Origin of the sequence: Rhizobium sp. L43, from assembly GCF_002531725.1 — a bacterium.
Taxonomy (GTDB): domain Bacteria; phylum Pseudomonadota; class Alphaproteobacteria; order Rhizobiales; family Rhizobiaceae; genus Rhizobium.
Genome location: NZ_NWSQ01000012.1, coordinates 57,084 through 80,768, shown reverse-complemented (window position 1 = coordinate 80,768; position 23,685 = coordinate 57,084). Strand labels below are relative to the sequence as shown.

The window sequence follows — 23,685 nt, the reverse complement described above, 5'->3', positions numbered from 1 at the left end:
TGCCTTTGCGATTGTGGTCCTCTCCTCTTATTTCTTGCACGCAGACACCGCCAAACAAAACGGGCGGCCCGAAGACCGCCCGCTCCAAACCCAATAAACCTTACGTCAAATCTGCGCGCCGCGCGCCTTGCTCGTCGCGTCGAAAGCCTTGTCGACATAGGCGTCGCGACCATAGACGTCGTCGAAATATTCCACCACGCCATCCTTGTTCGGCCAGGCAGTGAAGTAGGAGACGTAAACGGGGATCTTCTGCGGCACTTTCACCGCATGGTTCTGCCCCGTGGCGATCTGCTTGGCGACGTCGTCGACCGTCGTGCCGAGCACGGCGGCTGCCATGGCGCGCGGATTGGACAGGCGCACGCAACCGTGGCTGAGAGCCCGCATGTCGCGCTTGAAGAAGCTCTTCGACGGCGTGTCATGCATGTAGATCGCGTGGCTGTTCGGGAACAGGATCTTCAGTTCGCCGAGCGCATTGTCGCTGCTCGGCGGCTGGCGCACCGAAACATTGTCGGTCGAACCATACCAGTCGACGCTTGATGAGGCGACGGCATGGCCGTTCACCTCGACCTCATAACCGAGCTGGTCGAGATAGTTCGGATCCGAGCGCAGCTTCGGCAGCATCTCGTTGATGATGATCGACTGCGGCACGCCCCAGAACGGATTGAACTCGACCGTCTCGATTTCGTCGTCGAAGAAATAGGTCTGGTTGTTCTTGCCGCCGACCACGACGCGCATCGACAGCTGTTCCTTGCCGTCATTGTGGTAATAGGCCATGAAGGCCGGCTGGTTGATCATCACGTAGCGGGAACCGAGATCCTCCGGCAGCCAGCGCGCCTGCTCCATGGCGACGACGAGCTTGTCGATTTTCGAGGCATTGGTATCGCCGCCGGTCATGGCGCGCACCGTCGCCTGGCCGATGACGCCATCGGCCTTCAGTCCACGCTCCTTCTGGAAATCCTCGACCAGCGAAACGATATCGGGCGAATAGTCGATGCTGCCTGCATAAGCAGCAAGCGTTGCCGCGTGATCGGTCTTCAGCGTTTCGGAACCGTGCTTGCCGATCGCCTTGACGATATTGGCGATCTCCGGCGAGCTTTCGCCGGGCTTCAGCAGCTTGTCGAGCGAAACAACGATTCGCTCCTCATTGCCGCCGTCGGCGGCGCGAAGCTTGGCAAGCTCCGCCTTCAGCCCCTGGAATTGCGGGCCATCGGGCGAACGGTTGGCGATGTAGGCGCCGACATCGGGGCTCATGCGGGCAAGCTTCAGCACCGGCGCCAGATTGACCGTCTTGCGCTGGAAGTCGTGGTAGCCGGAGATCTTGTTCGGATCGATGCGGCCGCGCTCAGTGTCCTGCACGAAGGCCAGCACCTTGGCGGAGAGTTCGAGCTCGAACTGCGTCAGCGCCCGGTCGCGGAAGGCGGGATCGGGATTGGCCGGATCGATATCGGGCGCCTGGACGGCGTAGTCAGCAGGATCGAGACCGACGGAGGCTGCATCGGCAAGTGCCGCCATCGCCGCCTTTGCGCGTTCGTTGATCTGGTTGCCCTCGATCCAGACGAGCGGATTGCGGCTGTCGCTGTAATAGGCTTCGAGTGCCTTTGCGACGTCCGCATTGGCACGCACCTTGGCCTGCGCCAGGAAACGGCGCTGCACCGCGGGTTCGGCGCTGGCATCGCCGCTTGCCGAAACGTCGGCGACCGCGCCGGTGACGACGGGATCGGCGAACTTGCCGGCATCGACGAACTGCAGTGTTTCGGTTTTATAGGTGTAGTAACGCGGGCCGCTCACCTTCGGCAGCGGCGCTTCCGGATCGAGCCCGCCGAGCGAACCGCCGACGGCGCCGCGCGGCACCGGACGGCCGGGCGCCTGATCCATGAAGATGGTGCTCTGGCTCCGCTGCCTGTCGCCGCGCAGCATGTCCATCAGAGTATAAGCATGCGCCGGTGCGGCACTCATAACCGCCACGCCGCAGGAAATTGCCAATGCGGATGCCGCGCTTTTCAAAACGAACGTCATATATATCTTCCAGTCCCGGTCATGCTGTTCTCAGATCAAATCCCGCGAAACTCAAGCAGCCTAGGGCCTTCCTTGATCAGAAACCGGGCTGCGCCGCCAGCGCCGGCGGACTCAATTTTGTGTGACGGAGATCCTGCACGGCGCCGCGCAGCAGTTCACACAAAATTATGAAATTATTAGTTAATTTTTTACCGAATTTTCGCCGCCAGACCAGTGAGGCGAAAACGCCCGGACGCATAAAATTTTGAAAGTGGCCTAAAAGGCACGCCGAAAAGCCCGCACAAACATGACTGTTATCTTCAATATTTCGCACGGCATCCGGTTTTCTTGTCGGGCTTTCCAACCTATAAGACCTCATCTTGTGAAAATGCCCGAAAACAGCATGTAAAGGGAAGGCTGAGCCGATGACCGCAACCCGCACCGAAACCGATACTTTTGGCCCGATCGACGTCGCCGCCGACCGATATTGGGGCGCCCAGGCCGAACGTTCGCTCGGCAACTTCAAGATCGGCTGGGAAAAGCAGCCGCTGTCGATCGTGCGCGCGCTCGGCATCGTCAAACAGGCGGCGGCCCGCGCCAACATGTCGCTCGGCCAACTCGACCCTACCCTCGGCAAAGCCGTCACCGAGGCCGCCCAGGAGGTGATCGACGGCAAGCTCGACGAGCATTTTCCGCTTGTGGTCTGGCAGACCGGTTCGGGTACGCAGTCGAACATGAACGCCAATGAAGTGATCTCCAATCGTGCCATAGAAATGCTCGGCGGCGTCATGGGTTCCAAGAAGCCGGTGCATCCGAACGATCACGTCAATATGAGCCAGTCGTCCAACGACACCTATCCGACGGCGATGCACATCGCCTGCGCCGAACGGATCGCCCATCACCTGCTGCCGTCGCTGAAGCACCTGCATGCTGCCCTCGACATGAAGGTCACCGAATTCAGCCACATCATCAAGATCGGCCGCACCCATACCCAGGATGCGACGCCGCTGACGCTCGGCCAGGAATTTTCGGGTTACGCCGCCCAGGTCGGCTCCGCCATCAAGCGTATCGAGATGACCCTGCCCGGCCTCTGCGAACTCGCCCAGGGCGGCACTGCCGTCGGCACCGGCCTCAATGCGCCGGTGGGTTTTGCCGAAAAGGTCGCCCAGGAGATCGCCAACATCACCGGCATGCCCTTCGTCACCGCGCCGAACAAGTTCGAGGCGCTCGCTTCGCATGACAGCATGGTCTTTTCCCATGGCGCCATCAATGCGGCGGCTGCCGCCCTCTTCAAGATCGCCAACGATATCCGCCTGCTCGGCTCCGGCCCGCGCGCCGGTCTCGGCGAGCTGGCGCTGCCGGAAAACGAGCCCGGCTCCTCGATCATGCCCGGTAAGGTCAATCCGACCCAGTGCGAAGCACTGACCCAGGTCTGCATCCATATCTTCGGCAATCATGCCGCGCTGACGTTCGCAGACAGCCAGGGCCATTTCGAGCTCAACGTCTACAATCCGATGATGGCCTATAATTTCCTTCAGTCGGTGCAGCTGCTCGCCGACGCCGCCGTCTCCTTCACCGACAATTGCGTCGTCGGCATCGAGGCGCGCGAAGATAATATCAAGGCCGGCCTCGAACGCTCGCTGATGCTGGTCACCGCACTTGCCCCGAAGATCGGCTACGACGCAGCCGCCAAGATCGCCAAGACTGCCCACAAGAACGGCACGACACTGAAGGAAGAGGCGCTTGCCAGCGGCCTGGTGACGTCGGAAGAATATGACGAGATCGTGCGTCCGGAGACGATGATCGGGCCGAAGTAGGGAGGTCGCGCTGCCCCTCATCCGGCTGCCGCCACCACCAACCGGGGTCGAGCCACAGGTCTCGACCCGTCCTTCGGACCCCCGCTCGCGGGGAGAAGGGGATATGCCGCAACGCCTCGACTCCCTCCAGCCTATAGCAAGGCAAACAGCGAAAAATTGTCCATCACGACAGAATTGCCCATGAAATCGAACCGGATTTCTTCGATGTCTTCGAGATTGACCTCGAGAGTGGGGCCGGTGACCTCGAGCTCCTGCTGATAGACGATCTGGCCGTCGTTCAGCGCGGTGAGCGTCAGGTGAAAGGGCGCTGCCGACAATTCGGCGATCGAAACGCTCTGAAAGGTGAATTCCCCGCCATTGAGCATTTTCAAGCTTACGGGCGCAGAACCCGGCGATAGAACGGTATCGCTGAAACCGTCCTCGGTGATGGCGTCGACACCCGGGATGGTATCATAGACATACCCGTTCAGAAGCGTGAATTCGTGACCGCCGTTCACCGAGAGCGCAAAGTTGCGATAGTCAGGCAGAGAGAAATTATCGGCCCTCGATGTGACGCCCATATCGTCGAAATCCAGGATTTCGTGGTATTTATCGCCTTCGTTGACGCCGTCGATCGCAAGGGTCAGCACGCCGAGGTCCGTGCCCCCTGAGCCATCGGACATCTTGAAGCTCAGCTTCTCGATGAGCTGATCGTATTTCGTTAAATTTTTCACGACGTCGAGCGTGTAGTCCAGCTCGTACTCGAAGTGACCGTCAGGTTTCAGTTTGAAGGTTCCGTACTCGCCCCTTATGATCGTTTCGTGGTCAGGCCCATGTTTGGCGTCGATACGCACGCCATTGACGAAGCGAACATACATGTCCGCTCCCTCGGGATCGCTGGAGAGGCGGAGCAGATTCCCGCGGATCCAATTGTCTTCGAAAAAAACGAGAAGGTCGTCGACAGCAGTTGGCTTTGCATTTGTCATTTGAAGCCCCGGCAGGTTAACGCTGCCGGGAATATGGACTGGCCTCGAACCGAAGGCAACCTGGAGTCGTCTTTGTCGAGGCGATTACGCTAGTTTCACCCGTTTCGCGTGGTGCAGCACGCGCGACTCCGGCTTAACCGGCCGGACTCCGGCGCATCCTGATTGCATTTACCCCGCGGCGGATTTAGACCGGTTCCAATCTAGCGACGCCCTACCAGAAAGGTCACTTCGATGGCTGACGATCTCTTCCCGCTCGGCAAGGATGCCACCCCCTATCGCAAGATCAGCGACGACCATGTCTCGGTCGATACGTTCAAGGGCCAGGAGATCCTGACCGTCGAGCCGGAAGGCATCCGCCTGCTGGCCGAAACCGCCTTCGCCGATATCAACCATTTGCTGCGCCCCGGCCACCTGAAGCAGCTCGCCTCGATCCTCGACGATCCCGAGGCAACGGACAATGACCGTTTCGTCGCCTACGATCTCTTGAAGAACGCCAATATATCAGCCGGCGGCGTGCTGCCCATGTGCCAGGATACCGGCACGGCGATCATCATGGGCAAGAAAGGCCGCAGGGTCTGGACCGAGGGCGAGGATACGGCGGCGCTCGCCCGCGGCGTCATGGATGCCTACGAGAAGAAGAACCTGCGTTATTCGCAGCTCGCGCCGGTCAAAATGTTCGAGGAGAAGAATACCAGGAACAACCTGCCGGCCCAGATCGACATCTACGAGGAAGGCACCGACGCCTATGAATTCCTCTTCGTCGCCAAGGGCGGCGGCTCGGCCAACAAGACCTTCCTCTACCAGGGCACGCCCTCGCTCTTGACCCACGACCGGATGATCGACTTCCTCAAGGAGAAGATCCTGACGTTAGGGACGGCAGCCTGTCCTCCCTACCATCTGGCGATCGTCATCGGCGGCACTTCGGCCGAGATGAATCTCAAAACCGTCAAGCTCGCCTCCACCCGCTATCTCGACCAGCTGCCGACCGAAGGCTCGGACAGCGGCCACGCCTTCCGCGACATCGAGATGGAGAAGGAAATTCACAAGCTGACGCAGCAGATGGGCGTCGGCGCCCAGTTCGGCGGCAAGTATTTCTGTCATGACGTCCGGGTCATCCGGCTGCCCCGCCACGGCGCCTCGCTGCCGATCGGCCTCGGCGTCTCCTGTTCCGCCGACCGTCAGGCCAAGGGTAAGATCACCCGCGACGGCATTTTCATCGAACAGCTGGAAACCGATCCGTCGAAATACATGCCCGAGATCGATGAGGCGAAACTGTCGGAATCGACGGTGCGCATCGATCTCAACCGGCCGATGGCCGACGTGCTTGCCGAACTGTCGAGGCATCCCGTCAAGACGCGCCTGTCGCTGTCCGGCACGATCATCGTCGCCCGCGACCTGGCGCACGCCAAGATCCGCGAGCGGCTGGAAAAGGGCGAAGGCATGCCCGATTACCTGAAAAACCACCCGGTCTATTACGCCGGTCCCGCCAAGACGCCGGCCGGTTACGCCTCCGGCTCCTTCGGCCCGACCACGGCAGGCCGCATGGATAGTTACGTCGACCAGTTCCAATCCTTCGGCGGCTCGATGGTGATGCTCGCCAAGGGCAACCGCTCGCGCGCCGTGCGCGAAGCCTGCAAGAAACACGGCGGCTTTTACTTGGGCTCCATCGGCGGCCCCGCCGCCCGCCTCGCCCAGGACTGCATCCGCAAAGTCGAGGTGTTCGAATATCCCGAACTCGGCATGGAAGCGGTCTGGAAGATCGAAGTCGAAAACTTCCCCGCCTTCATCGTCATCGATGACAAGGGCAACGATTTCTTCCAGGAGCTCAACCTGGGGTAGTTTTTTGATGTTGGCATTGAAGGCAGATGAAGGGCAATAAACGGCGTGCCGCGTGGCCCCCTTGCATCCGCCTGTGAGGCAACGTCCTGCACCCTCGCTACGGAAATGAAAAGCAAGCGGCTTGTTCCCTCTTCTCCCCAACGGGGGTCCGAAGGACGGGTTGAGACCCGTGGCTCAACCCCGGTCGGTGGCCCGAAGGGTCGGATGGGGGTGCACGGCACGCACTTCCGATATTTTGCGTGGTTATTGACTATCGGTAGCTCTTACCACGTTCCCATCATCCACCCGCGCCAGGATCTCCGTCGGGAATGCGCCTGTGAAGAGGCCGGTATGTTCCAGCAATAAGGGCCCGCCGGCGAGGACGGTGAAAGCAAGGATGGTGAAAGAAATGGCAGGGGACCTTTCCATGATCTCACGCCCTGATTTTCTCAGAGCAGTCGAGTTTACCACTGGAAATTATCATTCTGAGATACCCAGGCTGAAATAGGAGACGGCCAAAACCAACTGTCGACAAGATGAATATGATCCCGGCGCAGAGAAGAACTGTAAGTTTTTCAGACAACGCTCCCGCGTAACGAGCATGCACTGTCCCGCCAAAGATACGTTTTTCCTTGGAAAATCATAGGCCTGCTTGAGGTATTGGCGCTTGGAGCAGTTGTCGTATGTAATCTTTGGTATATGTCGCTTTAATCTTTTCCCAAGAAATTTAAGCTACCAAATGGAATATTGCCTTTGAATATATGAGGAGTATCGCCGGATGAATACGGCTGTCGCGCCCAAGGTGCAGGTTCCCGACGTGGCGGGGCAGATCACCTATGCCATGCGCTCGATGGGCGTTGCGCCGATACCCCGCAATTACGAACTCTTCTACGAGGCCTATATCGGCTCCAATCCGGCGCTCACTCGGGAACTTGCAGCCCTCGGCGCTCAGGTGACGCAGGCCGAACTCGACGCGCTCGGCGCGAAATATTTCACCAACAGCCCGGTCCGCGTCTTCGACGACGCCCATTCGCGCATATCAGGCGAACTGGATGGCCTGTTGCGGATCCTGCGACAGGAGCAGAGCTCGCTGGAAAGCTATACAAGGCTGCTCGGCGAGACTCATAAGCGCATCACCTCCAAGAGCAATGCCAGCGTCGAATTGATCGAAAACGCCATCGAACTTTTGAGCCAGGCGACCGGCGACACCATGGCGCATGGCGAACGCACCGTCGAGGATGTTGTCCAGCGCTCGCAGGAGATGGACCAGGTTCGCAAGGAACTCGATGAATACAAGCGTATCGCCAACACCGATTCGCTGACGCGCCTTTCCAACCGCCGCGCCTTCGACGAGCGCCTCGCCGCCGTCTTCAACAATCCCGGCATGCGGCCGGTGACGGCGCTGCTGCTCGCCGACATCGACAACTTCAAGAAGATCAACGACACCTACGGCCATCCGGTCGGCGACAAGATCCTTGCCACCGTCGCCTCCGTCATCCGCAGCAACGTCCGGCGCGACGTCTTCGTCGCCCGCGCCGGCGGCGAGGAATTCGCTCTCATCATCGACGGCAATACACCAGAGGAAATCACGGCGATCGCCGAGCGCATCCGCCGGACGCTGGAAACGACCCCGTTCAAGAATTCCCGCACGCGGGTGAACTACGGCCCGATTACCGTCTCGATCGGCATCTGCATGGCTTCCAGCGCCGAGGATGCCGGGGAGCTCTACAGCAAGACCGACATCGCCCTTTACGGCGCCAAGAATGCCGGCCGCAACTGCACCATCCTCTATCAGGACGGCATGCAGAAGGATTTCACCAAGAGTTGGCTGATTTATAAGACGTGAGGGTAATCGGTCGCCGTGCGCACGCTGTCACCACAAGGTGACGGCTTAGACTGTTGTCCGGTTCGCGCCGATGGCTCTCTCGTCCGCCAGGAGTCCGAGGGAACGGACGAGGTAGCCGCTTGCTCCCTCATTCCTGTGCCTGTCACAGGAATCCAGCCACCGCGCGTCTGCGCGGTGAATAACTCTTTGCGACCGTGAAAATGTCTTCCGCGCCCAAGGACTTGGGCGCACTGGATTCCTGTGACAAGCACAGGAATGAGGGAAGAGAGGTGGGTGTCCGCCTCTCGACCCCCCGCCCTACCACATCGTCTTGGCCGCCCGCCCCGGCCATTCCCGGTCGTAGGTTTCCTGGTCGAAATCGCCGGTCGCCGCCTTCAGCATCTGCCCCGGCGTCGGCAGACCTGCCGGATCGGCGAAATGTTCGGCATTCCAGAGTTCGGCCCGCATCACCGCACGCGCGCACTGGAAATAGACCTCGTCGATCGAAATGACAACGACGGTGCGCGGATGTTTGCCGTCCATCACGAAGCTCGAAAGCAGCGCCTCGTCATCGGAGACGACGCCGCGACCGTTGATGCGCATCGTCGTGTTCGAGCCGGGGATCAAGAACATCAGCGCCAGCCTCGGATCACGCACGATATTGGAAAGCGAATCGACGCGGTTGTTGCCGCGCCAGTCCGGCAGATGCAGCGTCTCGTCGTCGACGACCCGCACGACGCCGCCGAGATCGCCGCGCGGCGAACAGTCGAGCCCTTCCGGCCCGACGGTCGCCAGCGCCGCAAAGGGCGAGATCTCGATCATCTCACGGTAGAGCGGCGTCAGCCGCTGCGTCACCTTGCTGACGGAGGCCGGTGACAGCCCGGCGCCATAGATCGTGTTGAGCTCTTCAATACTGCTGATGATTTTCATGAGGCGTCCCGCCGCGGCTGATATCCGGGCGGACGCTACAATGCCGCGCGTCTCGCCGGAAGCTCAAAAAATGGAATGATCTCCGCATCTTTTTTGATGTTTTCGTCGGAAACACCCTCTTCGCCCCGATCTCCTTCGAGAAATGCCGCGATCGCGCCAAGGACGGGGGCCGCGGCAACGATGCGCCGATGCCCGAAGCCGTTCGCCCAGAACAGCCGCACGCTCCTACCCGCCGCGCCATAACGCCTGGCATGGGCCGGCGATACCTCCTTGTCGTCCTCGGCATGAATGACGAGCACCGGCCGGCCGATCGCGCCGACCGTATTGCCGGCGTCGAACTCGTCAAGTCTCCGGCCGGTGACGCGATGGACCCTGTCCTCGAGTGCCGCCTGCGCGGCAGGGCGAAGGCCGATCATCCGGCCGAAACCGGCAAACAGCCAGTGCATCTCGCTTGGCGCGCCGATCAGCACCAGCCGCTCGCAGGTGACAGGCGCCACGCCGGGCAGCAGACCCGCGGCCGAGACCATCAGCGCTGCACCGCCGAAGGAATGGCCGACAACCGCATCGAATGTGCCGAAGCGCGCCTCTGCCGCGGCGATCGCTCCGACCGCAAGCCCCATATGCAGGAAGCGTCCGCCCGCGCGTCCGTGACCGGGAAAATCAAGCGCCACCACCTCCGCACCCGTTGCCGAAAGCATCGAAATAAGCGCGACCATATATTCGGCGCTCGAACCCCAGCCATGCGTCACCAGGAAGCGCTTGCGTTTGCCCCGCGCCCCGCCATTCAGCCGATAGGCATGCGCTTTCGCGCCGCCGGCAAGCTTGAGGGTGAAGCGTTCAGCGTCGGCAAGCCGGGTCGCACCCGCCGCATGCGCCGCCTTCGCCCTTGCTCCCTTCGGCCGCGGCGACGGCGTCCGGCAGAACAGCCGGAACGCCACCCTGCCCGCTAGGTCTGGCGAAACCGCCTGCAAAGTGGAGAAGCCGAGGCGGGTGACCTCAAGCGCAAAATTTGCCATAGTGAGAATCCAAAAGACTGTTCAACACTGAACAATAAAGTACAACAATGAACAAAAATCAATCCCTTCCCTGGGATCATCCGCGTTTTCGCAGCTGGATTGCGGTGGCGCGCGCCTGCCAGCTGATGCAGCAGTCGCTATCCCGCTCGCTGGCCGATCTCGACATCAAGCCGCCGCACCTCGATATTCTGGTCAATCTCTATCGTTTTGAGGGAATCTCGCAGCAGGAGCTGGCGCGCAAGCTGCTGGTCGGCCGCTCCAATATGAGCATGCTGCTCCCGCAGATGGAAAAACGCGGCCTCATCGAGCGGCGCGGCGACGAACGCGACAAGCGCGTGTTGCGCCTCTCTCTGACATCGGAGGGCCGCAAGCTGACCGAGGCGGCGATGGCCATCCAGACCGATCTTATCGAACGCACACTCTCCGACGAGCCGATCGAACAATGCACGGCGACCGCCACTTCGATGGAGCGCATCATCGCCGTGCTGCTGAAAGATCTGCGCGACGACGATTAATGCATGTCGCCCAAAAGTGTGCAGCGGTTTTGGGAGGACGACATGCATAAAACCAAGACATCAAGCGCCTCGTATGAACCCAGTTCGATGCGAGGCGCTTGATGATCAATGCAGCGTCGGCGCTGCCGCCGTGCCGGTCAGCGAACGGTATTCCCAAGCTGCGACGATGATCAGCACCAGCGTCGCCAGAATGCCGAGCAGATAGATCTCGATGAAGGGTGCTGCGAAGGCGAGCAGTATCAGCAAAACGAGGCCGGCGAGATGCGACAGCGGCAGCTGGCCGCTGGTTGCGCCCTTGAACCAGAGATTGCCGAGCAGGAACAGGCCGGAACCGCCGAGCACCGCCGCGGCGATGCCGAGGTTGCCCGTCTCATGCGGATGCGAGAACATGAACTCGACGGCGACCGCATGGACGATGATGCCGGCGAGGATCGGAATATGCCCATAGGTGAAGGCTTGCCGCGCCAAGCTCCCCGGCGTCTCTTCATGTTCGATGCGGCGGGCGGCGCGGCCGTGGCCGAAGCGGAAATACAGCCACCACATGGCGACCGTGCCGATGAAGGCGGTGACGAAGACGATGCTGGTCAGCCCCGAAAACGGCAGCTCCGAAAAGGTGCGGCCGGAAACAAGGATCGCTTCGCCGAGGCAGATGATGACGAAGAGCGCGCAGCGCTCGGCCATGTGTGCGCCGGAAACATCCCAGTCGCTTGGCCTCGAGCGGCCGAGCCCCGGCACGGCAAAACCCGCGGCCGGCCCGATATATTCGATTGCGAGCGCGATCACCCAGGCGATCAGCCGGGCTTCGTGCTCGAGCAGCCCGCCGGCGATCCAGAAGACGCCTGCCGCCACGAGCCAGGCGGTGATGCGGACGAAATTCAAGGTGTTGGCGCGGTCGACGCGGGTCATCGCATAGGTCGTGAACAGCGAGCGCCCGACCTGCATCGCCACGTAGGCGCCGGCAAACAGCAGCCCCTTGTCGCCGAAGGCCTCGGGGATCGAGGCCGACAGCAGCAGCCCGAGCATCATCAGCACCACCAACATGCCGCGCACCGGCATTTTCTCAGGGTCGAGCCAGTTCGTCACCCAGGTGGTGAAGATCCACACCCACCAGACGGCGAAGGTCATCAGCGCCGCCTCGGCCGCGCCAAGCGGCGTGTAGTGGGCGGCGAGCGCATGCGAAAGTTGCGAGATCGAAAAGACGAAAACCAGGTCGAAGAACAGTTCGAGGAAGCTTACCTTGCTGCCGCCGGCGCTGCCCTTGGCGCGCAGCCAGTTCTGTCCGTTCGTCTTCGCCATATGGCCCCCCGATGGCTGGAATTATGGGTCTATTGAAACTGATAGCGGCGCGCTCGTGAGCGTCAGCGCGGCTTCTCCGCCGTGTCGCGGTTCATGCCCTTTTCCCTGAGCTCGTCCTCATAGGCGGAAAACAGCTCAGCGCCCCGTTCGCCGAGTTCGCGTAGATAGGTCCAGGTGTAGATGCCGGTATCGTGCATGTCGTCGAAGCCGATCCGGACCGCGTAATTGCCGGTCGGCATCATCGAGATAATCGCGACATTGCGTTTGCCCGGCACCGTTACCTTCTGCCCCGGCCCATGGCCCTGCACCTCGGCCGAGGGCGACAGCACGCGCAAGAGCTCGGCCGACAGGTCGAAGCTCTGGCCGTCATTGAAAGTCACCGCCAGCCGCTGCCTGTCTTTCGAGACCCGAAGTTCGCTCGGCCAGATATCGCTCATCATTTTGTCCTCTTCTCATGCGAGGAGTAGGCGTTGATCTTTTTCAGCGCAAGCTGAAATTGGCATGCTCGCGCGGGCTGTTTCCCTTGACGCGACAATAGCATATGCCCACATTGATGAGAGTACGGAGAAACAGGTGAACACCAGAGTCGGAACGATAGGCAATGCATCGCCGCTGGTGGCGGATGCACACCCGATGATCGACCCCTTCGGGCGGGCGGTCACCTATCTTCGCGTCTCCGTCACCGACCGCTGCGATTTCCGCTGCACCTATTGCATGGCGGAGAATATGACCTTCCTGCCAAAGAAGGATCTGTTGACGCTGGAAGAGCTCGACCGGCTCTGTTCCGCCTTCATCACCAAGGGTGTCAGCAAGATCAGGCTGACCGGCGGCGAGCCGCTGGTGCGCAAGAACATCATGTATCTGGTCCGCCAGCTCGGCCAGAGGATCGGCTCCGGCCTGGACGAACTGACGCTGACGACCAACGGCTCGCAGCTGTCCCGCCATGCCGAGGAGCTTTATGATTGCGGCGTGCGCCGCATCAACGTTTCACTCGATACGCTCGATCCCGACAAGTTCCGCAGGATCACCCGCTGGGGCGATTTCGCCAAGGTCATGGAAGGCATCGACGCCGCTCAGAAAGCCGGGCTGAAAATCAAGCTCAACGCCGTGGCGCTGAAGGATTTCAACGATACCGAAATGCCGGAGCTTCTGCGCTTCGCCCATGGCCGCGGCATGGATTTGACCGTCATCGAGACCATGCCGATGGGCGAGATCGAAGAAGACCGTACGGATCAATACCTGCCGCTCTCCGAGCTGCGCGCCGATCTGGAGAAGCAGTTCACGCTGACCGATATCGACTACCACACCGGCGGCCCGGCGCGTTACGCCAGGGTCGAAGAAACCGGCGGCCGCCTCGGCTTCATCACGCCGATGACCCATAATTTCTGCGAGAGCTGCAACCGCGTCCGCCTCACCTGCACCGGCACGCTCTATATGTGCCTCGGCCAGAACGACGCCGCCGATCTGCGTGCGAGCCTCCGCGCCACCGAAGACGACGCCCTCCTCCACGCCGCCATCGACGAAGCCATCACCCGCAAACCGAAGGGCCACGACTTCATCATCGACCGCACGCATAACCGTCCGGCGGTGGCAAGGCATATGAGTGTCACCGGTGGGTGAGGCCCGGTCCCCGCAAAGCGGGGAGCGATCGATCCAGTGAATCGATCGCAGGGCCGAACGCCCTGAGCCCAAGCGAAGGGCCGGGATACGGTGCGGCAAACTCCCTCTTCTCTTCTCCCCAGCGGGGAGAAGGTGGCCCGAAGGGTCGGATGAGGGGGCCGCACGGCACAACCTTCATGTTGCCCTTCGCTTACGCTCTGTGCATTCGCGGCTTCGCCGCTCACCCCCTCATCGCCTCGCTATCGCTCCGGCACTTCTCCCCGCTGGGGAGAAGAGGTATGCCGCAACGCCGCGCCACCCCATCACCCAGGCTTACGCGCACAAATCGCAAACCGATCCTGCACCAACCGCTCGAGCCCGCGCAAAAACGGCATCTTGCGCGCCTGCGCCCAATGAATGTCGCCAAGCTTGCGGTCGACCACGATCTCCACAAAACCAGCCTCGCGCAGAAGATCGACAATCGCTTCGGCCGGCATCTGCTTGGAGAAATGCACGCGCGAGCGGATCTTCTGGTGCCGCGCCATCATTTCAGGCGACATGTGGCTCGCCGCCGGCCTGCCGGTCAGCTTCGTCCAAAACTTCTGCAGGCCCTTGACCCAGGTTTCCCTGCCCATATTGCCGTCGACGATCAGCACCCTGCCGCCCGGCTTCAGCACCGAAAACCATTCCTTGAAGGCAGACGCCGGGTCCACCAGTGTCCAGACGAGGTGCCGGTTGGTGATGGCGTCGTAGCTGTCCTTCGGTTCCATGGTGTTTTCGGCGTCGCCGGAAACGAAGCGGATATCGGTGCCGCGCTTCTTCGCCTTGGCGCGCGCCTGCGCCAGCATCGCATCCGACCAATCGAGACCGGTCACCTTGAAGCCGACATCATGCATCAGATGCGAGATGACGGCCGTGCCGCAAGCAAGATCGAGCAGCGGCCGCCCCTGGCCTTCGCCGAGATGCTTCCTGATCAGCCGCTGCCAGCCTTTGCGCTCCGCTTCCGAAAAGATTTCATGGCCGACGCTCTGGTCGAAGGTCGCGGCCCGTTCCGACCAGAAATCGCGAATTTCATCGCGGATGGAGTAGTTTGTATTCATCGAATTCATCGCAGGCACCCCGGCACAACATCAGTTTGGAAATGCTCTAAAACATATAACTTGATTCATAAAGTCATATTTCTTATGCCTGCGGACATTATTCAGACGTCAGGGGAATTTCCAGATGAATTTCGTGAAAATGCTCGCAGTTTCCGCGGCTGCGATTGCCGGCTTGATGCCGCTTTCGGCACTTGCGCAGTCCTTCACCATCAAGGATGTGGCAGGCCGCGAAGTCAGCTTCGACAAGCCGGTCGAGCGCGTGATCCTTGGGGAAGGCCGCATGCTCTACGCCGTAGCACCGATCGAGAAGGAAGATCCCTTCGCCAAGATCGTCGGCTGGCGCAACGATCTCTGGACCACCGACAAGGACGGCTTCAACGCCTATGTCGAGAAGTTTCCCAAGGGCAAGGACCTGCCCTTCCTCGGCAACCTCACAGACGGCACGCTGCAGACAGAAACGGTCGTCAAGCTGCATCCCGACGTGCTGCTGCTGCCGATCGGCAACAAGACCGCAGCCGACGAGGTGAAGCTCGAAGAAATGCTCGCCGGCATCGGCGTGAAGATCGTCTATATCGATTTCCGCGAGCACATTCTCGCCAATACCGAACCGAGCCTGGAGATACTCGGCAAGCTCTTCGGCCATGAGGACCGCGCCAAGGCGGTCGCCGCCTTCTGGAAAGAGCAGATGGCGCGGGTGACCGACAGGCTGAAGGCCGCCAATCCGCCGAAGCCCAACGTCTTCATGTACCGCGCCGCCGGTCTTGTGGAATGCTGCGGCACCTTCGGTCCCGATAATTTCGGCCTGATGGTCGATTGGGCCGGCGGCCACAATCTCGGCTCCGATTTCCTGCCCGGCTACACCGGCTCGATCAACGCCGAGCAGGTCGTCGCCTCCAACCCTGAGGTCATCGTCGTCACCGGTTCCAACTGGAGCCAGACCAAGAACGCCAAGGATTATGTGAACGTTGGCCCCAACGCCGCCGCGACCCTCGATGACAGCCGCAAGGTCCTGAACACGCTGATGGAAAACCCCGCCTTCACCGGTTCCAAGGCGGTTGCCGGCGGCAATGTCCATGCGATCTGGCATCAGTTCTACACCAGCCCCTACCAGTTCGTCGCCGTCCAGCAACTGGCCAAATGGTTCCACCCGAACCTCTTTGCCGATCTCGATCCCGATGCCACCTTCAAGGAATTCCACGAGAAATTCCTGCCGGTCGCCTATCAGCCGGGTTACTGGGTCGACGCCAAGGCCGGTCAGTAAATCGGGATGGCCGAGATCGCCGCACGATCGATCGAAGTGGAAGCCGGGAGAGCGCTACCGCGCGCTTGCCCGGCGCAAGCTTCTGATCCTGTTTGCCATGACGGCAGCGCTTTGTCTGTCCTTCGCCGTCGATCTCGCCTGGGGGCCGGCCCGCTATAATCTCGGCGAGGTCGTCTCCGCCCTCCTTGACCCCGCCTCCGTTTCGGATCAGATCCGCGCCGTCGTCTGGGGCATCCGCATGCCTGTCGCCGTGATGGCGATCGTCGTCGGCGCCTCGCTCTCCGTTGCCGGCGCGCAGATGCAGACGATTCTCGCCAATCCGCTCGCCAGCCCCTTCACGCTCGGCATTTCGGCGGCGGCAAGCTTCGGCGCGGCGCTGGCGATCGTCACCAGCGTTCCGCTTCTGCCTGTCGCGGCCGGGCTGCTGGTGCCGGTCAACGCCTTCGTCATGGCGCTGATCGCCACCCTCTTCATCCATTTCATCTCGCAGGCCCGCGGCGTCTCGGTGCAGACAGTGGTGCTGCTCGGCATTGCCCTGGTCTTCACCTTCAATGCGGCTCTCGCCTTCCTGCAATATCTGGCCTCCGAACAGGCGCTGTCGGCCGTGGTCTTCTGGACGATGGGCAGCCTCACCAAGGCCACCTGGCCGAAGATCTGGGTGACGCTTGCCGTTCTGCTGGCAGCACTGCCGCTCTTTGCCCGCAATGCCTGGGCGCTGACCGCGATCCGCCTCGGCGAAGACAAGGCCGCCAGCTTCGGCGTCAATGTCCGCCGTATCCGGCTGGAAACCATGCTCGTCGTCTCGCTGCTTGCCGCCGTCCCCGTGAGCTTCGTCGGCACGATCGGCTTCGTCGGCCTCGTCGGGCCGCATATCGCGCGCATGATCCTCGGCGAGGATCAGCGCTTCTTTCTGCCGGGTTCGATCCTCTCGGGCGCGCTGCTGCTGTCGCTGACCTCGATCGTCTCGAAGTCGATCATCCCCGGCGTCGTCTTCCCGATCGGCATCATCACCGCGCTGGTCGGCGTACCCTTCTTCTTCTCGCTCATCCTCTCGAACAGGAGCCGGTCATGGTAGCGCTTCAGTTGCAGTCGGTCGGCGCCTATCACGGCCGCAAGCTCTTCGTCGAGGACGTGACGACACCTGTCATGACCTCAGGCGAGGTCGTGGCGGTGATCGGCCCGAACGCCGCCGGCAAGTCGACGCTCTTCAAGCGCATCACCGGCCTGCTCAAGGGCCCGGGCCATGTCGTCGTCGAGGGCTCGAAGGCGAAAAACGCCATCAGCTACATGCCGCAGGATACTTCGGCCAATGCGGTGCTGACCGTCTACGAATCCATCCTGCTCGCCCGCAAGCAGGGCCAGTCCTGGGCCGTCGGCGACAGCGACCTGCGCTTCATCGACCAGATCATGGCAGCGCTCGATATATCAGCCATCGCCTTCCGCGATCTCGGCGCGCTGTCCGGCGGCCAGCGCCAGCTCGTCTCGATCGCCCAGGCGCTGGTGCGCGAGCCAGAGATCATGCTGATGGACGAACCAACCAGCGCGCTCGACCTGCACCGCCAGGTCGAAGTCCTCGACTTCATGCGGCGCCAGGCCCGTGCCAAGGGCATGCTCGTCCTCATCGCCATCCACGACATCAACCAGGCACTCCGCTTCGCCGACAAGGTCCTCGTCATCGCCAACGGCCGCATGCGCGCCTGCGGCGCCCCGAGAGATGTCGTCACCGCCGAGATGCTGCGGGAAATCTACCGGGTCGAGGCTAGGGTGGAGAAATGCTCGCTGGATCATGATCATGTGATTGTGGATGGGACGGCGCATTGAGGTTTTGGGAGGTTGGTTTGTCCCTTGAGGACTAATCAAACCGGTGGCTCAGAAACCGGAAGCGTTAAATCTCAGGCTTATCAGTCATCGAGCGGACCATATCCTTCATTTCGAGATAGTGGATTTTCATCTGATCGCGCCACATGATAACCTGCTCGCGGCTAGGTAGTATCACCGTCGGTATGTTTTCTAGGATGTCGGCCCGCTGGCGGTGTTGTTGAAACAGATCGTTGAGGACAGGTTGATGTCCTTGCAGTTTAACTTCCGGAGCGTCGTTGATTGAGGCGGCCATTCTGCGGCGTGACTCTATAAGCTCGGATTCTGAGCGGATTTCGAGCTCCTTGTCCAAAGATGCGTTGATGCGTCGCTCGGAATCTCCTGCCGCAACCTTCACACGTTCCCACCCCTGCACACTTGGATGATTCAGGTAGTCTTCGATAGCCGGGAAAAGCATCGCGTCCTTGCGGACGAGCTCAAGGTTGATATCTTCGATAAGCTGGAGATAAATAGCCTTCAGCTTTTGTTGCTTCCGCTCGTCCTCACTTATATGAATCAAAGTTAGCGGGACCTTCCAATTATCTGGTATTGGAACGTCGACGGTTCTCTGGTTGTTCTCGAATTTATACTCATTGGATTGGAGAGTGATCTGCATCAGACGTCCGACATCGCCGTAGGACACCTGTTGAATGGTACCCTCTCCGTTGGAGTTAAAGGTCAGGGTCTCTCGTCTCCCCGGAAGGTCGACCACCAATTTCACGTCTGAGGACAGGTTCGGAGTTAGCGCGCTGTCAGGCGGGAGCTGGAAGGTTAAGGGCACGACGCTTGGCGCCTTTGTGAAGTAGTAGCCTCCCACTACGACCAGCACGGCAACGACGACTGGGCCGCCCAACTCCACGGATGTATCCAATTTTTTGCTTGTAAGGGCAGCTCCCGAGCGCATCGCGCCAAACAAGAATAAAGCCGTCGTTATACCGAGGACGGCAAGCAAAACATAGTTAAAGAGATGCATAGTCGGCTGAGCCGTCAATTGGCGTCCTGCGTAGAAAATGCCAATTGCAATAGCAATTGCAACGAAGAGATTCAAAAAACCAAGTACCGCGTACCCTATAGCTCCAATGGGCTGTTCGATTGGTGGCGGAGGAACCGGCTTCTCCAGAGGTACTTCCTTATCCTGCGCAATATCAGGCATCATCCCCGCTCCAATTCAATTGCACTTAGAGAAATGTACAATTTTTAATTGGTTTGTGGAGTCTTTATTCACAGGGTCGCGTTCAGCCGAAAAAGTTGGGGTTGTCCTAATTCCGCATCGCGGGCGGCATTATGTATGACTGAGGCAGCATTGCGCTAGCCGGCACTCATAATGCGTCGGTCCACTCTATCGATGTCTCGGCCATATCTTCTTCGCGTATCTGAGGTAGAATAATTAGGCCTAGCCATTCCTTCAACGAAAATAAAGGAATTAAATCCTTATTACTTAGCATAACCGTTTTGTTGCTATATTATTGGAATACGTGACAAAGTTAGGAGAATATACCTAGTTACCGAAGAGACGAACGATACCCGAAAATATCGCGATAAAACTCGAATTGTGATGACGCCCGAAATGATAGAGGCTGGGGTGAAGACTGCTTGGACAGCACCATCACCTCCATAGATTGTGGAGGATCAGGTCCGTAAGATTTATCCGGCTATGGAGGCAGAAAAATATCGTCAGGGTGCCGGGTGACGCTTCCGAACGTCATCGATCAGCGGCTGCAATCCGCGCAATGCAACTCTTGCCATTGCCTTCAATACGCGAACGCCCGCCGGAAGCCCGCCTATGCCGAACATTTGGCCTACCTCCTGAAGTAGTTTGTATTCTTGTTTAGGATTTGGGTCGTAGTGAACTCCGCCGGCCACGTTTGAAACGTGACGAATGATTTCCTTTATAGAGATGGCCGCGCCTGAAACGATCATCACCTTGTGCGCCATGAACTCATCCAGGTTTAGACGCAGCGGTTCTTGGGGTCTCGCGCGGGTCTGAGGATCAACTCCATCCTCAAGAGAACGAAAGGTTACGTAGGCCTCAAAAGGGTCTGGTCCGCCATCGAAGTGCCCGACCTCGAATCGCAGCTTCACCTTGTTTGTGTTTGCGGCACCTGCCAAGCAATGCTGATCGAGCAAGAGTTGCCTGAGACGTGCAGCGAGGTCTAAGATTTCGATCTCACGGTTCGACTCCAGCAGAACTTGAACCTGCTCGCACCGTTCAAGAAACAAAGGTTCCGGTCTCATGATAACAAAGCCCCTTCCTGAGCAAGAGTTGAGCGAAGAAGAGACTGCGCGCCGACGCGACAATGCCTTGCGACATGCGATGAAGACCCGTCCACCCAAACAACGGGCGAAGGGGAAGCCAAAGAATGAAAAGAGTCAATCCTCGGTTGATAAGCGCTGACGCTTGCTAAGGACCATAAGTCGCCGCGCTTTCTGCTTAGGCGTGAGCGGCTTGGTAAGGTTGGTCATACGGAAGGCGCTTACCAGAAGCACCGCGAATGGCCTCTTCTGCCCGTTCACGATCTGAAACTTTGAGCGCGGCGCGGCGATTGTAGCGGAAATCGAACTCGGCAAGGTAACGGTGAAGATGGGCTTCGTTTGCCGAAGCTTCAAGACGCGAGAACTTGTCCTGAGGTGCGATCCCTCGAAGGATCCCCCCTCAACACTGCTCCCTGCCTCCCACACCCAGCCTAATCACAATAAATCTTCCCACCCTTGCGCGACCGCAAATCAAAGTGAAAATGATTCCAATGCTCCGGATTGCTCCCCGGCCCGGCCCCAGCACGGTGTTGAAATACCGGCAGCCGTCGGTGCGCACGGCTTTCAGCAGGCGGCCCTCGTAGTAGGAGAACAGCCCCTTCTTGAGCACGTCGATCTCGTGGCCGTTTTTCAGCACGAATTTGCCGACGTCGATGGGGTTGCCACGGGCGTGTTCGGACATCGGATTGTATTTCTGCCGGCTGTTGTTCATGCGCCGGCAGGAATAGCCGCCGAGCGGCTCGATCGTCTTGATGCCGGTCCAGTAGCGGATAGCGGGCCGAAGGCGCTAGCTGCTTCTTCACCCATTTGGCGAAGGCAAGCGTCATCCCACTCCGCCGAGATGCTGCGCGAGATCTACAGGGTCGAGGCGCGGGTGGAGAAATGCTCGATGGACCACGATCATGTTATCGTGGATGGGACGGCGCATTAAGGCCCGCAAAACCACCCGTCAGTCGATCAATCGCTGCGCGGTAAACTTGTCCGTAACCAGCATGTCGATGACCCCCACGCGGAGCGCGCCGGCGATGGCTTCGGTCTTTTTGGATCCGCCGGCAAGCGCAATAACCCGGTCCACCCGTTCGAGATCCTCAAGCGGAAGCCCTATGACCCGGTCATCCAGGGGTGTCTTGACCGGCTTGCCGTTTTTATCGAAGAAGCGAAGCGAGATATCGCCGACGGCTCCCGCTTCCGCGAGATCAGACAGTTCGCGAGACGAAAAGATGTTGCCGGATCGTGCGAGAAGTTCGGACGGTTCGACTGCTCCGATTCCGACGATCGCAAGCGTTATGCTGCCGAACAGGTCCATCGTCTCGCGCACGAACGGGTCGGCCTGCATCAGAAGTTTTGCCTCTCTGGACGACGTAACGCCCTGCACAGGCAGCAGTTTCGGCTCGGCGCCGGTCAGCCGGGCAAGCCGCGTGGTCAGCTGCGTCGCGTGCGTCTGCACGGAAGGATCGCCCATGCCGCCAAGGGTCTGGACGACATATTTCACCTGAGCACTCTTCTGGGGATGAATGTTCTCGACCATCTTGAAAATGGTCTGGCTCCAGCTCGAAACGCCGATGATCTCTCCCGGCGCAAGCGTCACCTCCAGGAGATGAGCCGCTGCCTCTCCGATACGGGCCATGATGGCGCCGTCCCGATCTTCCGTGCACTCGACGACAATCGCCTCCGGCAGATCGTATTTCTCGCGAAGCGCGCCCTCTAGCTCGCTGTAGGTGCCGGCGGGAGGGATGACGCTGGTTCGCACGATGTCTTCAGCCTCGGCACGCTTGAGCATGCGCGACACCGTCGCCTGCGACAGGCGAAGATGCTGGGCGATATCCGCCTGTCGCCGTCCCTCCATATGGTACATCTGGGCGACCCTTGAAATGAGGCGGAGTTCGTTGAGGCGAGTCATCGCTAATCCCAGAGTGAATTTTTATTCACCTTTAGCCGTTGTTTCGCGGGACGTCGAGCGGGCGAGCGCATCATTCCAGGTATCGAGCAGGACCGCGCGATCCACGGCTTGCGGCTCGAAGGTTTGCGTGTTTCGCGGCAGCTCCGCGACCATGTGGAGATCGCTCCACAAGCCGAGTGACAGCCCCGCCAGATAAGCAGCGCCCAAAGCCGATGCCTCGGGTGCTTCGCATTGGATCACCGGATGGTCGATGAGGTTGGCGACACACTGCATCAGGAAGCGGTTCTGGCTCGGTCCGCCATCCACATAGAGCGCGCCGAGCGCGCCGCCGCTCTGTGTGCGCATGGCCGCGATCACGTCATGCACCTGGAAGGCAATGGAGTCGGTGACCGACCGAGCCATTTGCGCGCGTGTCGTGTTGAAGTTGATCTGCGAGAACAGGGCACGGGCGTCGGAGTTCCAATAGGGTGCACCCAGTCCCACGAATGCCGGCACGAAGCCGGGTCCGCCCGGCTCGGCGCTCGCCGCAAGTTCGACAAGGGCCGCCACGTCAGCAAGGCCAAGAATATCAGCCATCCAGGGCAGACTGGCGGCGCAGACGAGAATATTGCCTTCGAAAGCGAAAGTCGGCTTTCCCCCGATACGCCAGGCGACGGTGGTGGTGACGCCGTTGCGTGGGGGAATGAATCGCGCAAGCGTCGTCATGACAGAAGAGCCGGTTCCGAAGGTCACCTTGCCGTCGCCAGGCTTAAATGCACCGTGACCGAAAAGGGCAGCATGGCTGTCGCCGATCGCTGCCATGATGGGAGTGCCATCCGCCACCCCTGGCAACCCCTGCGTTCTGCCGAAATCGGCAGAGCTGTCGAGCACCTCGGGCAGCAGCGCGATGTCGACGCCGAAAATCTCGCCGAGTTCCTCGCTCCATCGCTGCTCCCGGAGATCGAACAACTGGCTCCTGGCGGCATTGGAAGCATCGCAGGCATGCCGGCGCCCGCCCGTCAGGCAGTGGACCAGCCAGCTGTCGATCGTTCCCAGCCGCACCGATCGTCCGGCCGGAATACGGTCGAGCAGCCATCGGAATTTCGACCCCGGGAACATCGGATCCAGTGGCAGGCCCGTCAGCGCCTGCACCCGGTCAAGGTGGCCTTCGGCGATGAGACCTTCGCAATCCGGTGCCGTTCGGCGGCACTGCCAGCTCACCACCGGCCCGAGCGCCTCCCCCGTGTCGGCGTCCCAGGCCGTGACCGACTCGCGCTGATTGGAAATCGCCACGGCCTCGACAGCCACGTTGGGGGCGGCCTTCAGGCAGGCGTCGATCGCCTCGCAGACGGATGCGTAGAGCCGGCGCGGGTCTTGTTCGACCCAGCCCGGCTTCGGATAGGAAATGCCGACAGGAGCCGAACCTCTGCCGACGATTTCTCCCTTTTCGGAAACGAGTACTGCCTTTGAATTGGTCGTGCCCTGGTCGATTGCCAGAATTGCCCGCATTCCATCCTCCTCAGATCGGGCGCCGGCCGGGACGACGAAAAAGCGTCCCG

The 23,685-nt window shown here is 60.3% G+C and carries 19 protein-coding genes and 4 pseudogenes; 9 read left to right on the top strand and 14 right to left on the bottom strand.

Annotated elements, in window-relative coordinates:
- Window positions 1-105 precede the first annotated feature (105 nt).
- Together CO667_RS17210 and CO667_RS34880 are read right to left on the bottom strand one after the other, a co-directional pair.
- A complete protein-coding gene (locus CO667_RS17210; protein WP_097619513.1) occupies window positions 106-2,016 on the bottom strand; it encodes a L,D-transpeptidase family protein in 1,911 nt (636 codons plus the stop codon).
- 76 nt (window positions 2,017-2,092) lie between these two features.
- Window positions 2,093-2,359, bottom strand: coding sequence for a hypothetical protein (locus tag CO667_RS34880; protein ID WP_143540728.1), 267 nt, complete (start codon window positions 2,357-2,359; stop codon window positions 2,093-2,095).
- A 61-nt stretch (window positions 2,360-2,420) separates the two neighbouring features.
- On the opposite strand from CO667_RS34880, the gene fumC reads away from it, so the two are divergent.
- Complete coding sequence (gene fumC / locus CO667_RS17205) at window positions 2,421-3,812, top strand: class II fumarate hydratase (RefSeq protein ID WP_097619512.1); 1,392 nt, start codon at window positions 2,421-2,423, stop codon at window positions 3,810-3,812.
- 131 nt (window positions 3,813-3,943) lie between these two features.
- Here fumC and CO667_RS17200 read toward each other — a convergent pair whose 3' ends face one another.
- Entirely contained in the window at window positions 3,944-4,777 is an 834-nt protein-coding gene (locus tag CO667_RS17200) for a VCBS domain-containing protein (protein ID WP_097619511.1), read from the bottom strand.
- A 231-nt stretch (window positions 4,778-5,008) separates the two neighbouring features.
- On the opposite strand from CO667_RS17200, the gene CO667_RS17195 reads away from it, so the two are divergent.
- Window positions 5,009-6,616: a fumarate hydratase gene (locus CO667_RS17195; RefSeq protein ID WP_097619510.1), complete on the top strand. Its 1,608-nt coding sequence runs from the start codon at window positions 5,009-5,011 to the stop codon at window positions 6,614-6,616.
- 757 nt (window positions 6,617-7,373) lie between these two features.
- Window positions 7,374-8,441, top strand: a complete 1,068-nt coding sequence (locus CO667_RS17190; RefSeq protein ID WP_097619509.1) for a GGDEF domain-containing protein — start codon at window positions 7,374-7,376, stop codon at window positions 8,439-8,441.
- Window positions 8,442-8,738: 297 nt separating this feature from the next.
- On the opposite strand, the gene CO667_RS17185 is transcribed toward CO667_RS17190, so the two are convergent.
- Both CO667_RS17185 and CO667_RS17180 read right to left on the bottom strand, forming a co-directional pair.
- The gene (locus tag CO667_RS17185; RefSeq protein ID WP_097619508.1) at window positions 8,739-9,350 is read right to left on the bottom strand and encodes a pyridoxamine 5'-phosphate oxidase family protein; all 612 of its coding nucleotides are present in this window, start codon (window positions 9,348-9,350) and stop codon (window positions 8,739-8,741) included.
- Window positions 9,351-9,385: 35 nt separating this feature from the next.
- Complete coding sequence (locus CO667_RS17180; protein ID WP_097619507.1) at window positions 9,386-10,366, bottom strand: alpha/beta fold hydrolase; 981 nt, start codon at window positions 10,364-10,366, stop codon at window positions 9,386-9,388.
- A 47-nt stretch (window positions 10,367-10,413) separates the two neighbouring features.
- Here CO667_RS17180 and CO667_RS17175 point away from each other — a divergent pair, with 47 nt between their 5' ends.
- Window positions 10,414-10,881, top strand: coding sequence for a MarR family transcriptional regulator (locus CO667_RS17175; RefSeq protein ID WP_097619506.1), 468 nt, complete (start codon window positions 10,414-10,416; stop codon window positions 10,879-10,881).
- Between the two features lie 105 nt (window positions 10,882-10,986).
- Here the strand turns inward: CO667_RS17175 and CO667_RS17170 are convergent, their stop codons facing one another.
- Both CO667_RS17170 and CO667_RS17165 read right to left on the bottom strand, forming a co-directional pair.
- Window positions 10,987-12,177, bottom strand: a complete 1,191-nt coding sequence (locus CO667_RS17170; RefSeq protein ID WP_097619505.1) for a low temperature requirement protein A — start codon at window positions 12,175-12,177, stop codon at window positions 10,987-10,989.
- A 62-nt stretch (window positions 12,178-12,239) separates the two neighbouring features.
- The gene (locus tag CO667_RS17165) at window positions 12,240-12,614 is read right to left on the bottom strand and encodes a DUF971 domain-containing protein (protein ID WP_097619646.1); all 375 of its coding nucleotides are present in this window, start codon (window positions 12,612-12,614) and stop codon (window positions 12,240-12,242) included.
- Between the two features lie 136 nt (window positions 12,615-12,750).
- Between CO667_RS17165 and moaA the strand changes: the two genes are divergently transcribed.
- On the top strand, window positions 12,751-13,797 hold the full coding sequence (gene moaA / locus CO667_RS17160; RefSeq protein ID WP_097619504.1) for a GTP 3',8-cyclase MoaA: 1,047 nt from the start codon (window positions 12,751-12,753) through the stop codon (window positions 13,795-13,797).
- A gap of 302 nt (window positions 13,798-14,099) precedes the next feature.
- Here the strand turns inward: moaA and CO667_RS17155 are convergent, their stop codons facing one another.
- On the bottom strand, window positions 14,100-14,885 hold the full coding sequence (locus CO667_RS17155) for a methyltransferase domain-containing protein (RefSeq protein ID WP_097619503.1): 786 nt from the start codon (window positions 14,883-14,885) through the stop codon (window positions 14,100-14,102).
- 115 nt (window positions 14,886-15,000) lie between these two features.
- On the opposite strand from CO667_RS17155, the gene CO667_RS17150 reads away from it, so the two are divergent.
- From CO667_RS17150 to CO667_RS17140, 3 genes and pseudogenes are all read left to right on the top strand, one after another.
- Window positions 15,001-16,137: an ABC transporter substrate-binding protein gene (locus CO667_RS17150; protein ID WP_097619502.1), complete on the top strand. Its 1,137-nt coding sequence runs from the start codon at window positions 15,001-15,003 to the stop codon at window positions 16,135-16,137.
- Window positions 16,138-16,143: 6 nt separating this feature from the next.
- A pseudogene (locus CO667_RS17145) lies at window positions 16,144-17,212 on the top strand (iron ABC transporter permease).
- Window positions 17,206-17,958, top strand: a complete 753-nt coding sequence (locus tag CO667_RS17140; RefSeq protein WP_097619501.1) for an ABC transporter ATP-binding protein — start codon at window positions 17,206-17,208, stop codon at window positions 17,956-17,958. Before CO667_RS17145 ends, CO667_RS17140 begins: the two are co-directional and overlap by 7 nt.
- A 64-nt stretch (window positions 17,959-18,022) precedes the next feature.
- On the opposite strand, the gene CO667_RS17135 is transcribed toward CO667_RS17140, so the two are convergent.
- The 4 genes and pseudogenes from CO667_RS17135 to CO667_RS17120 form a co-directional block, all read right to left on the bottom strand.
- Window positions 18,023-19,147: a hypothetical protein gene (locus tag CO667_RS17135; protein WP_143540726.1), complete on the bottom strand. Its 1,125-nt coding sequence runs from the start codon at window positions 19,145-19,147 to the stop codon at window positions 18,023-18,025.
- Window positions 19,148-19,668: 521 nt separating this feature from the next.
- On the bottom strand, window positions 19,669-20,229 hold the full coding sequence (locus CO667_RS17130; protein WP_097619499.1) for a hypothetical protein: 561 nt from the start codon (window positions 20,227-20,229) through the stop codon (window positions 19,669-19,671).
- A gap of 196 nt (window positions 20,230-20,425) precedes the next feature.
- Window positions 20,426-20,584: pseudogene (locus CO667_RS17125) on the bottom strand (IS1595 family transposase); the annotation flags it as partial.
- Between the two features lie 94 nt (window positions 20,585-20,678).
- Window positions 20,679-21,074 (bottom strand): annotated as a pseudogene (locus CO667_RS17120) (extensin family protein); the annotation flags it as partial.
- A gap of 5 nt (window positions 21,075-21,079) precedes the next feature.
- Here CO667_RS17120 and CO667_RS34875 point away from each other — a divergent pair.
- Window positions 21,080-21,178, top strand: a pseudogene (locus CO667_RS34875) (ABC transporter ATP-binding protein); the annotation flags it as partial.
- A gap of 18 nt (window positions 21,179-21,196) precedes the next feature.
- Here CO667_RS34875 and CO667_RS17115 read toward each other — a convergent pair.
- Together CO667_RS17115 and CO667_RS17110 are read right to left on the bottom strand one after the other, a co-directional pair.
- On the bottom strand, window positions 21,197-22,147 hold the full coding sequence (locus CO667_RS17115) for a sugar-binding transcriptional regulator (RefSeq protein WP_097619498.1): 951 nt from the start codon (window positions 22,145-22,147) through the stop codon (window positions 21,197-21,199).
- A gap of 21 nt (window positions 22,148-22,168) precedes the next feature.
- On the bottom strand, window positions 22,169-23,635 hold the full coding sequence (locus tag CO667_RS17110) for an FGGY-family carbohydrate kinase (protein ID WP_097619497.1): 1,467 nt from the start codon (window positions 23,633-23,635) through the stop codon (window positions 22,169-22,171).
- Window positions 23,636-23,685: the final 50 nt, after the last annotated feature.